General features: G+C 69.2%; 13 protein-coding genes and 1 pseudogene. 5 read left to right on the top strand and 9 right to left on the bottom strand.

Annotation, left to right across the window (positions count from 1 at the left end; genetic code table 11):
- Nucleotides 1–484, top strand: a 484-nt coding sequence (locus Q0L11_RS06415) for an endonuclease domain-containing protein (protein WP_296596149.1), incomplete at its 5' end; no start/stop codon positions are given.
- Between the two features lie 196 nt (nt 485–680).
- Here the strand turns inward: Q0L11_RS06415 and Q0L11_RS06420 are convergent.
- The 3 genes from Q0L11_RS06420 to Q0L11_RS06430 all read right to left on the bottom strand — a co-directional run bounded on the left by Q0L11_RS06420 (nt 681) and on the right by Q0L11_RS06430 (nt 2,420).
- Nucleotides 681–1,289 carry a DUF1190 domain-containing protein gene (locus tag Q0L11_RS06420; protein WP_296596151.1) on the bottom strand — a complete coding sequence of 203 codons (609 nt, stop codon included), beginning with the start codon at nt 1,287–1,289 and terminating at the stop codon, nt 681–683.
- A 4-nt stretch (nt 1,290–1,293) separates the two neighbouring features.
- Nucleotides 1,294–1,713 carry a DUF350 domain-containing protein gene (locus Q0L11_RS06425; RefSeq protein ID WP_296596152.1) on the bottom strand — a complete coding sequence of 140 codons (420 nt, stop codon included), beginning with the start codon at nt 1,711–1,713 and terminating at the stop codon, nt 1,294–1,296.
- Between the two features lie 62 nt (nt 1,714–1,775).
- Nucleotides 1,776–2,420 (bottom strand): DUF2491 family protein, encoded by a 645-nt coding sequence (locus Q0L11_RS06430; protein WP_367183359.1) that lies wholly within the window; start codon nt 2,418–2,420, stop codon nt 1,776–1,778.
- 99 nt (nt 2,421–2,519) lie between these two features.
- Between Q0L11_RS06430 and Q0L11_RS06435 the strand changes: the two genes are divergently transcribed.
- Genes Q0L11_RS06435 through Q0L11_RS06445 form a run of 3 tightly spaced genes read left to right on the top strand, consistent with a single transcriptional unit; the run spans nt 2,520 to nt 5,104 of the window.
- Nucleotides 2,520–3,161: a DUF2170 family protein gene (locus Q0L11_RS06435; protein ID WP_296596153.1), complete on the top strand. Its 642-nt coding sequence runs from the start codon at nt 2,520–2,522 to the stop codon at nt 3,159–3,161.
- A gap of 13 nt (nt 3,162–3,174) precedes the next feature.
- Complete coding sequence (locus Q0L11_RS06440; RefSeq protein ID WP_296596154.1) at nt 3,175–3,936, top strand: PspA/IM30 family protein; 762 nt, start codon at nt 3,175–3,177, stop codon at nt 3,934–3,936.
- A 7-nt stretch (nt 3,937–3,943) separates the two neighbouring features.
- Nucleotides 3,944–5,104 carry a glutathionylspermidine synthase family protein gene (locus Q0L11_RS06445; RefSeq protein WP_296596155.1) on the top strand — a complete coding sequence of 387 codons (1,161 nt, stop codon included), beginning with the start codon at nt 3,944–3,946 and terminating at the stop codon, nt 5,102–5,104.
- Nucleotides 5,105–5,216: 112 nt separating this feature from the next.
- On the opposite strand, the gene Q0L11_RS06450 is transcribed toward Q0L11_RS06445, so the two are convergent.
- The 5 genes from Q0L11_RS06450 to Q0L11_RS06470 form a co-directional block, all read right to left on the bottom strand.
- A complete protein-coding gene (locus Q0L11_RS06450) occupies nt 5,217–5,348 on the bottom strand; it encodes a hypothetical protein (protein WP_296596156.1) in 132 nt (43 codons plus the stop codon).
- Nucleotides 5,349–5,446: 98 nt separating this feature from the next.
- Nucleotides 5,447–6,358, bottom strand: coding sequence for a transcriptional regulator GcvA (gene gcvA, locus Q0L11_RS06455; RefSeq protein ID WP_296596157.1), 912 nt, complete (start codon nt 6,356–6,358; stop codon nt 5,447–5,449).
- Entirely contained in the window at nt 6,355–7,032 is a 678-nt protein-coding gene (gene nth / locus Q0L11_RS06460) for an endonuclease III (RefSeq protein ID WP_296596158.1), read from the bottom strand. The genes gcvA and nth overlap by 4 nt, the downstream gene beginning before the upstream one ends.
- 78 nt (nt 7,033–7,110) lie before the next feature.
- Complete coding sequence (locus tag Q0L11_RS06465) at nt 7,111–7,881, bottom strand: SDR family NAD(P)-dependent oxidoreductase (RefSeq protein ID WP_296596159.1); 771 nt, start codon at nt 7,879–7,881, stop codon at nt 7,111–7,113.
- Entirely contained in the window at nt 7,881–8,447 is a 567-nt protein-coding gene (locus Q0L11_RS06470) for a DJ-1/PfpI family protein (protein WP_296596160.1), read from the bottom strand. Before Q0L11_RS06470 ends, Q0L11_RS06465 begins: the two co-directional genes overlap by 1 nt.
- A gap of 99 nt (nt 8,448–8,546) precedes the next feature.
- On the opposite strand from Q0L11_RS06470, the gene Q0L11_RS06475 reads away from it, so the two are divergent.
- Complete coding sequence (locus tag Q0L11_RS06475; RefSeq protein ID WP_296596161.1) at nt 8,547–9,023, top strand: DUF2244 domain-containing protein; 477 nt, start codon at nt 8,547–8,549, stop codon at nt 9,021–9,023.
- A 36-nt stretch (nt 9,024–9,059) separates the two neighbouring features.
- Here Q0L11_RS06475 and Q0L11_RS06480 read toward each other — a convergent pair.
- Nucleotides 9,060–9,455 (bottom strand): annotated as a pseudogene (locus Q0L11_RS06480) (HslU--HslV peptidase ATPase subunit); the annotation flags it as partial.

A 9,455-nucleotide genomic window follows, 5' to 3' on the forward strand; every position in this document is an offset into this window, starting at 1 on the left:
GCGCGCCACCTCCCCCGAGGGGGGAGGAACTGGACGTGCTTGGATGTTCTTGTTGTGTTCGAGCATGGACGCGCCCGAGGAAACGCGGGACTTCGCGAAGTTCCTTCGTCGTCGGCTCACCTTGCCGGAGGGGCTGCTTTGGCGCGCGATCAAGGGCGGCAAGGCTGACGGGCTGAAGTTTCGCAAGCAGCATCCCATCGGGCCGTACGTTCTCGACTTCTACTGCGCCAGCGTTGCGCTGTGCGTCGAGGTGGACGGAGGGTCGCACGGCATGGGGCGGCGGCCGGAAGCGGACGCGCAGCGCGATGCCTGGCTGGCGGCGAAGGGCATCCGGACGCTGCGGATTTCCGCCAGCCTCGTGCTCGAAGAAGTCGACGACGCGGTGCGGACGATCATCAGCGCCGCCCGAGGCGACGGGTGGACCCCGTCCGCAGCAGAGCCTTATTGCTCCCCCGTCGGGGGAGCTGTCGCCGGAGGCGACTGAGGGGGTCGTCCGAGGTTTGAGCGGACCCCCTCCGGCGCTGCGCGCCACCTCCCCCGAGGGGGGAGGAACTGGGCGTCATTGCTCCCCCGTCGGGGGAGCTGTCAGCGAAGCTGACTGAGGGGGTCGTCCGAGGTCTGAGCTGACCCCCTCCGGCGCTGCGCGCCACCTCCCCCGAGAGGGGAGGAACTGGAGGTTTTTAGCCGCCCCAGCTTCGGCCGCTGTAGCTGCGGCTGGCCATGCGGCCGCCGAAGCCGCCGCGGCTGATGACGGAGGAGCGGGTCATGACCTTTTCCGGCGGCCGGATCACGTCGGGGGCGTCGAAGCTCCTCTGGCCGATCCGGGTGCGGCCGGTGGAGTAGTCGGTCCAGACCCGCCCGCCGCCCGCGGTGTAGTAGCCGCCGTCTCGCCAGTCGCGGTAGAGGCCGCGACCACCCCAGCTTCCGTCGAGCATCCGCCCAACGATGAAGCCGGTGACGAGCGGGCCCCAGAACGAGCCGTTTCCGTTCGCCGCCGAGCGCGGGACGCACTGGCCCTGGCCGTAGACGTCCTCGCAACTGGCCTGGTCGTTCCACTGGGCCGTCTTCTTGTCGTCGTCCTGGGCGTTCTTCTCGGCCTTTTCGCAGGCGTCGTCCGGCACCTCGTTCTTGTCCTTGCACTCCTGCAGGGACTGATAGGCGTAGGCGTCGGTGGTGGGGCCGGGGTGCTCGATGCGGACGTTGTCGGCGCCGTTGTCGCCGCAGGCGGTGAGCGAGACGCCGCCCGCCGCCATCAGGGTGGTGAGGACGAGTTTGCGTGTGCGCTTCATGGCCTCAGGCCGTCATGCAGGCGGCGTTCAGGATGCCCACCGCCAGGGAAATGGAGAGCAGGTACAGCGCCGTCGACATCTCGCCGCGCTCGATGCGGGCCGAGACGTCTGGCAGGGCGACGCGGCGCACGACCCAGAAGGTGACGATCTGGATCACGCCGGCCAGGATCGCCCAGGCGACGAACTCGGGCAGGGTGGCCGTGTGGGCCAGGGCCGAGGCCAGCGGGATCACATAGCCCAGCAGCGCGCCACCCAGGGCGACGGCGGCGGCCATGTTGCCCCCGCGGATCAGGGCGCCCTCGTCGTGCGGCGTGATCCAGCGGTAGATCGCCTTGAAGATCAGGGTGAAGCCGCCAGCGGCGAGGAAGGCCAGGCCGAAGCTGAGCGCGCCCGCCGCGAAGGCGTAGGGATCGAAGACGGTCATGGTGTTCCTCTCTTGCCGCCGTGCGTCATGCGTCCCAGCGTGGCCGGTCGTGTCGATCGCATCTAGGCCTCGAATTCTCCAACGTTCAGCGGGATGCCGACCATGATCTCGTGGGTCAGGTCCCCGCCCTCGGGCTCCATCTCGATCGCGAGGAGCAGTTCGCGCCCATCGCCGGGAAGGTCGCGGGAAAACAGCATGCACGTCTGGAAGATGCGGCGCACGCTTCGACCTTCGCGGTCGTCGAACACCTCTTCCCAGAAGGCCACCGGCTCCTGCCGCTCGTCGGCGTCGCCGAACCAGAAGCGGCGGTACTCGGGCAGGCCGTCCTCGACGAAGCTGCGCGCGCGCAGGCGGTCGGCCCAAATCCGCTTCGCGCGGGCGTCGGGCGGGTAGGCGGACGACCAGGGCACGAAGACAGTGAAGTCGTCGGCCTGCTCGCCCTGCGGATCCGGGCTCACCATCTGCAGCATCAGGTCGTCTTCGGTATAGAAGCGGTGGACGAACCCGTCGGCGCCGAGGTCTATCAGGCCCTGGGCGACGATATTGAGCGCGTCGCCGCGCAACTGCACCCGGGTGTCGGCGCCATAGCGGCGCCAGGCCAGGGGATCGAGACGGACGGAGCGCCCGATGGTGACGTTGCGTATGACAGGGACGGCCGGGGCCCTCGCCTCGTCCTTGCGTCCGCCGAACAGTCCGCGAAAGATCACGTCACCAACCCTTGTCGAGGCCCGATCATAAACCCATGTTGCGGCTTGTCAAACATACGCGTATACATACCTGGTATGCGTAAGCCTAAGGATAAGGTGGTGGGCCTGAGCCCCGCGGAACGCACCCGGCTGTGGCGCGAGGAGCGCCAGCGGCTCGGGCTCGTGAAGCTGGAGCTCTGGGTGCCGCCCGGCGCCAAGGCCGACATCCAGGCTGCCGCACGTTCCATTATCACAGCGTCGAGCCGCGGACCGGCGCTGTCGAACAACCCCGACCCTCCGCAGGGATCTTTCCAGATGGACCATGTCATCGACACCGATTGGTCGGTGAAGAGCCTTGCCCAGGCGCTGAGCGAGACCCGCCTGCTGCGCGACGGCGAGCTGACCGCGCGCGTGCTGGAGGGCAGCGAGCCCGTCCTGCAGATCACCATGCACGAGTTCGGCGACCTGCCGATCTTCCTGTCGGTGGGCGCCGAGCAGATCGTCGTCTCGGCCCTGATGTGGCCGGTGGACGAGCAGAAGGACCAGGCGGCGTTCAACGTCTTCCTCCTGAAGGCCCAGAAGCTGGTGCCGCTGTCGAACTTCGGCATCACCACCGTGGCCGGCCGCGACTATTACGAGATTTTCGGCGAGCTGACCTGCAAGACCACGCTGCAGACCGTCATCATCGAGCTGCGCATGCTGGCCGAGAACGCCATCCGCGCGGCGGACGAACTGCGCGAAAACTTCGCGGCCGCCGCCTGAGGGACTGAACCGAATGTCGATCTTTTCGAAGCTGATCACCCTGTTCCGCGGCACGGCGCACGAGGCCGGCGCGGCGGTGGTGGACGCCAACGCGCTGCGCATCCTGGACCAGGAGATCCGCGACGCCGACAACGCCCTGGGCCGCGCCCGCGACGACCTCGCGACGCTGGTCGCCAAGCGGCGGATGCTGGAGAAGGACCTGCAGGGCCTGGCCGACCAGGTCGGGCGCTACGAAGGCTCGGCGCGGGCCGCCCTGGAGAAGGGCGACGAGGCGCTGGCGCTGGAAGTGGCGCAGCGGATCTCGGAGCTGGAGACCGATATCGGCGTGAAGACGCCGCAGCTCGCCGACATGCGCGCCGCCGAGGAGCGCATGCACCAGACCATCGCCCAGACCCAGCAGCGGGTGGAGAACCTGCGCCGCGAGATCGACGTGGTGAAGGTCAACGACAGCGTCCAGCGCGCCCAGGCCGCCGTCGCCAGCCGTGGCGGCAGCGCCACCGCCGCGCTGGGCTCGGCCGCCGACAGCCTGAAGCGCATCAAGGAGCGCCAGGCGATCGCCGACGAGAAGTTCAAGGCCGCCGGCGAGCTGGAGGACCGCCGCACCGGCGCCGACCTCGACGCCAAGCTGAAGGCCGCGGGCATCCTGCCGGGACATTCCTCGGCCAAGGATGTCCTGGCCCGCCTGAAGGCGCCGAAGGAAGAGCCGATGCCGCAGCTCGAAGCGCCGCGCCTGCAGATCGAGGCGCAGCCGGTGGCGCGGGACGAGAAGTCCTGACGGCGCGATGAAACGCATCAGGACGGCCGAGCGCCCCGGCTGGGATGAAAAGGCCGAGGCGCTGGGGTTCACGTGGCGCCATCTCGATGGCGAGCGCTACTGGGACGAGCGCGCCTACTACGAGTTCACCCTGCCCGAGATCGAGGAGGGGATCGAGGCGCCGGCGCGCGAGCTGCACGCCATGTGCCTGGACCTCGTGGCCGACGTGGTGAAGTCCGAGGAGCTGATGGCGAGGCTCGCCATCCCCGAGGGCTCGCGCGACGACGTGGCCGAGAGCTGGGCGCGCAAGGATCCCACCCTCTACGGCCGGTTCGACTTCGCCTACGACGGGACGGGGCCGGCCAAGCTCTACGAATACAACGCCGACACCCCGACCAGCATCTACGAGTCGGGCGCGTTCCAGTGGATCTGGCTGGAGGACATGATCGCCGCCGGCCGGCTGCCGGCGAACACCGACCAGTTCAACAGCCTGCACGAGAAGCTGGAGCAGCGGTTCCGGGCGATCTTCCCGAACCGCGGCTTCGTCCACTTCGCCAGCGATCCCGACGCCGTCGAGGACCGCCAGACGGTGAAGTACCTGGAGGACATCGCGGCCCAGGCCGGGATCGAGCCCAAGTTCACGCCGATCGGCGAGATCGGCCTGGACGCCGACGGCCGCTTCGTCGACCAGGACGGCTATATCCTGCAGGCGATCTTCAAGCTGTACCCGTGGGAGGAGATGTTCCGCGAGGACTATGGTCCGAAGATCGCGGCCTCGAAGACCCGGTTCCTGGAGCCGCCGTGGAAGGCGGTGCTGTCCAACAAAGGGATGCTGCCCCTGCTGTGGCAGCGGCATGCGGGCCACCCGAACCTGCTGCCAGCCTTCTTCGAGGACGACCCGGCCTCAGCGGAGCTGGCCAAGTCGTATGTACGGAAACCGCTGTTCAGCCGGGAGGGCGCCAACATCGAGCTGGTCGACGACGGCCGGCGCGCGAAGGTGCTGGACCAGGGCTATGGCGAGGAGGGCCACATCCGCCAGGCGCTTCACACCCTGACGGCGTTCGACGGGAATTACCCGGTGATCGGGGCCTGGATCGTGGGCGAGGAGCCCGCAGGCGTCGGCATCCGCGAGGACCGTAGCCGGGTGACCCGGAACCTGAGCCGTTTCGTACCGCATGTGATCCTTTGACGCTGAAAAGTCAGAAGGCGCGGGCGCGCGGGCGTCCCGCGCCTTCTGAAGTTCCAGGGTTCCGCGCGTTGCGGAGCGCGGGCCTGGTGAGCGAGTGGGGAGGGCGCGCGGCCTAGAGGAACGCGAACGCGCCCAGGACGACCGGGACCACGAAGATCACGGCGATGGCGAAGCCGACGACGGCGTCGTGCAGGCGGCGGGCGGTGGCGTCGAGCTGGGCGGTGTCGAGGCAGTCGGTGGTCATGGGGAACTCCTTGGGGAGAGGAGGTTTCGGATGACCGTCTTAAACGCCGAACAAGCGTGGCCGACAAAGGAGAAGTGGGCTGTTCAGGTGATCTGAAGTCACTCGAAGCGCTGCAGGCCGTCCGCGTCGGCCTGGGCGATGAGCCAGTTGCGGAACTTACGGATGTCGGGCCGGTCGGCCTTTTCCGGCAGGGTCAGAATCCACTGGCTGAACGGGCTCTTCAGCTCGATGTCGAAGGGCTTCACCAGCCGGCCGGTGGCCAGTTCGTCCAGCACCAGGGCGCGTTCCCCGAGCGCGACGCCCCGGCCGGCGATGGCGGCCTCGATGGCGAGGTAGACGTTGGAGAACTGCTGGCCGCGCCGCCAGTCCACCTCGGGCGCGCCGGCCAGGGCCAGCCAGTCGCCCCAGTGCGGCTCGCCCTGCGCCAGGTAGACGTCGGCCAGCAGGTGGGCGTGGGCGAGGTCGTGCGGCGTCTCCAGCTTCGCCTGCTCCAGCAGGCGGGGGCTGCACACCGGGAACATGAACAGCGAGACCAGCTTGCGGGCGTGGAAGCCGGGGTAGGGGCCTTTCCCGAAGCGGATAGCCACGTCGTAGCGCTCGCGCACGAGGTCGACGGCCGCGTCCGAGGCGGCGACCAGCACCTGGATGTCGGGGTGCCGCTCGTTGAACAGGTGCAGGCGCGGCACCAGCCAGCGGGCGGCGAACGAGTGCATGGCGGTGACGGCCAGCACGCCGGGGCGCTCGGCGCGCACCTCGGCGACGGCTTCCTCCATGAGGCTGAGCCCCTGGCGCACGCCGGTGGCCAGCCGCTTGCCAGTCTCCGTCAACCGGACGGCCCGATTGAACCGCTCAAAGAGCCGGACGGCGAGGTCGGTCTCCAGCGCCTTGATCTGGCGGCTGACGGCGCCGGGCGTGATCCCCAGCTCCTCGGCGGCCTGCAGGAAGCTCTCGCGCCGGGCCGCCGCCTCGAAGACCCGGAGGGCGGTGAGGGGGAGGCGGCCCCCGCTCATGACGCCAGGAAGAGGTGCTTCGAGGGGCAGAGGTCGGCTACGTGGCACTCGGCGCACTTGGGCCGGCGGGCCACGCAGACGTAGCGCCCGTGCAGGATCAGCCAGTGGTGCGCGCGGGTCAGGTAGGGCTCGGGTATGACCGACATCAGCTCGGCCTCGACCTTGTCGGGCGTCTTGCCGGTGGACAGGCCCAGGCGGTGCGACACCCGGAAGACGTGGGTGTCGACGGCGATGGCGGGCTCGATGCGCAGCTCGTTCAGCACCACCGAGGCGGTCTTGCGGCCGACGCCGGGCAGGGCTTGGAGCTGCTCGCGGACCAGGGGGACCTCGCCGCCGTACTGGTCGATCAGGATCTCGGCCATCCGGATCACGTTCCGGGCCTTGGTGTTGTAGAGGCCGATGGACGAGATGTAGCCCTTCAGCCCCTCTTCCCCGAGGGCCAGCATCTTCTGCGGCGTGTCGGCGACCTGGAAGAGTTTCGCAGTGGCCTTGTTGACCGAGACGTCGGTGGCCTGGGCCGAAAGCGCGACGGCGACCACAAGGGTGTAGGGGCTGTCGTAGTCGAGCTCGGTGCGCGGGTCGGTCTCTTCAGCCTCGAACCGCGCGAACAGCTCGGCGATCCGCGCCTGCTCCGCGGGCTTCAGCGTCTTCTTGCGGGCAGGAGGCTTGGCCATGGGGCGGAAGATGTCCTGACGCGGCGTCGGATGTCATCCCCTCCTCTCTCCCCGCACTTCGTGTCGGGGGAGGAGGTCTCAGCCCCGATCCACCGCGAACGGGCCCCAGGCCTGCTGGACCGGCATGAGTTCCAAGGTGTTGACGTTGATGTGGGCCGGCAGCTTCAGGACGCTCTCGCAGACCAGGGCCACGTCGTCGGCGCTCATGGCGTGCACGCCCTTGTAGACGTTGTCGGCGGCGGCCTGGTCGCCCTTGAAGCGGACGACCGAGAACTCGGTGTCGGCCATGCCGGGCTCGATGGAGGTGACGCGCACCTTCGTGCCCAGCAGGTCCGAGCGCAGGTTCAGGGAGAACTGGCGCACGAAACTCTTGGTGGCGCCGTACACATTGCCGCCCGGATAGGGGTAGCTGGCCGCCACGGACGACAGGTTGATCACGTCACCGCGGTTGCGCGCCACCATCCCGGGCAGGACGGCGCGGGTCATGCGGACGAGGCCCGTGACGTTGGTGGCGATCATCGTCTCCCAGTCGGCGAGGTCGGCCTCGTGCGCCTTGCTGAGGCCGAGGGCGAGCCCCGCGTTGTTGTAGAGGATGTCGATGGCCTCGAACTCGCCCGGCAGGCCGGGGAGCAGGGCGGCGATGGAGGCGGGGTCGGTGACGTCGAGCTCGCGGGTGAGCAGGCGGTCGGTGGCGAGATCCTTGGCGAGGTCGGCGAGCCGCTCGGCCCTGCGGCCGGTGGCGATGACCCGGGCGCCGGCGGCGACCAGCCGGCGGGCCATGGCCTCGCCGAAACCCGAGGTGGCCCCGGTCACCAAGGCGATCCGCCCCTGCGCCCACATCTCGCTCATCACGCCACCTTCGCTATGGAATCCAGGATCTGCCGCGCCGCGTCCGGGCCGATGAGGCGTTCCACGATCCAGGCGGCCAGATCCTGGGTGGCCAGGCAGCCGCCGCCGGTGGCGAGGTTGCCGTGGATCACCAGAGGCCGGCGCTCGGTGCGCACGCCCATCGCCTCGAGCTCGGCGAAGATACTGGGATAGGTCGTTGCGCTGAGCCCTTCAAGCAGGCCGAGCGCGGCGAGGATCAGGGCGCCGGAATCGATGGCGGCGATGAGCTGGCGCGCCGGATCGAGGGAGAGTTGGGCCAACCAGCCCGGGTCGCGAATCTTGGCCCGGCTGCCCCCGCCGCTGACGACGAACACGGCGTCCGCCTCGGCGGCCCAGGCCAGCGGCTCGTGGCGGTCGATCACGAGGCCGGAATAGGAGGCGAACCGTGGCTCGGCGGCGCAGATGCGCACATCCCATTCGCCGTCGTAGGCGGCGTAGGTCGGGTCCTTGACCCGGTAGAACAGGTCCCAGGGCATGAACAGGTCCACGTCGGTGAACCCTTCGAAGGCGATCATCGCAATCTTCATGGGCAGGCCTCCTTCGGCGAGGCCTGGGAGGTGCGCCCGATGCGAGGGTCGGGTTAGAGCCAGTTCCGCGAGCCTGGACTTGGGGCTATCGTCGTCGCCATGAGCCGGCCGCTCTACATGGACGCCGAGATCCGGCCGAACCGGTCGCTGTCCGAGCGCGGGTTCGTGATCCTGATCAGCGCGATCACCATCGCCAACGTCGCGTCGGCGGCGGTCTTCGTGCGGATGGGCGCGCACTATGTGACGCCGTTCCTGGGCCTGGACCTCCTGGCCGTCGTGGTGGCGTTCCTGGCCAGCTACCGGTCCGGGCGGGTCATCGAGCGGGTGCAGGTGAGCCCGGCGCAGGTGCGGATCACCTACGAGACCGCCAAGGCGCACCGCGTGGTCTGGGAGAGCCCCACGGCCTTCACCCGCATCACCACCGAGCGCGACGAGGAGGACCGGGTGATGTCGCTGCGCCTGGCGCTCTCGGGGCGCGAGACGTCGGTAGCGGCCGCCCTGAGCCCCGGCGAGCGGCGCGAGTTCGCCCGCGCGCTGGAGGAGGCGATCTCGAAGGCGAAGCGGCACCGGGAGTAGGGGACGCCCGGGCCTTCTCCCGCAAGGGGAGAAGGCTCACAGGATGTACTTGCTGAGATCCGCGTTGCCGGCCAGTTCGCCGATGCGGCTCTGGACGTAGGCGGCGTCGATGACGATGGCCTCGCCGGTGCGGTCGGCGGCGGTGAAGCTGATCTCCTCCATCACCTTCTCCAGGATCGTCTGGAGCCGGCGGGCGCCGATGTTCTCGACCGCGCCGTTCACCGCCACGGCGGCGTCGGCCAGGGCGTCGTAGGCGTCCTCGGTGAAGGTCAGCGTCACGCCCTCGGTGGCGAGCAGGGCCTGGTGCTGGCGGACGAGGTTGGCCTCGGGCTCGACCAGGATGCGGCGCATGTCCTCGCGGGTCAGGGCCTTCAGCTCCACGCGGATCGGCAGGCGGCCCTGCAGTTCGGGCAGCAGGTCGGACGGCTTGGC

This window comes from Phenylobacterium sp., assembly GCF_024508875.1.
Taxonomy (GTDB): domain Bacteria; phylum Pseudomonadota; class Alphaproteobacteria; order Caulobacterales; family Caulobacteraceae; genus Phenylobacterium.

Coding starts and splice junctions, on each gene's coding strand:
- Q0L11_RS06445 (WP_296596155.1), top strand. CDS start 3,944: ATGAAACGCATCAGGACGGCCGAGCGCCCCGGCTGGGATGAAAAGGCC.
- Q0L11_RS06470 (WP_296596160.1), bottom strand. CDS start 8,447: ATGAAGATTGCGATGATCGCCTTCGAAGGGTTCACCGACGTGGACCTG.
- Q0L11_RS06450 (WP_296596156.1), bottom strand. CDS start 5,348: ATGACCACCGACTGCCTCGACACCGCCCAGCTCGACGCCACCGCCCGC.
- Q0L11_RS06465 (WP_296596159.1), bottom strand. CDS start 7,881: ATGAGCGAGATGTGGGCGCAGGGGCGGATCGCCTTGGTGACCGGGGCC.
- Q0L11_RS06420 (WP_296596151.1), bottom strand. CDS start 1,289: ATGAAGCGCACACGCAAACTCGTCCTCACCACCCTGATGGCGGCGGGC.
- gcvA (WP_296596157.1), bottom strand. CDS start 6,358: ATGAGCGGGGGCCGCCTCCCCCTCACCGCCCTCCGGGTCTTCGAGGCG.
- Q0L11_RS06425 (WP_296596152.1), bottom strand. CDS start 1,713: ATGACCGTCTTCGATCCCTACGCCTTCGCGGCGGGCGCGCTCAGCTTC.
- Q0L11_RS06440 (WP_296596154.1), top strand. CDS start 3,175: ATGTCGATCTTTTCGAAGCTGATCACCCTGTTCCGCGGCACGGCGCAC.
- Q0L11_RS06475 (WP_296596161.1), top strand. CDS start 8,547: ATGAGCCGGCCGCTCTACATGGACGCCGAGATCCGGCCGAACCGGTCG.
- nth (WP_296596158.1), bottom strand. CDS start 7,032: ATGGCCAAGCCTCCTGCCCGCAAGAAGACGCTGAAGCCCGCGGAGCAG.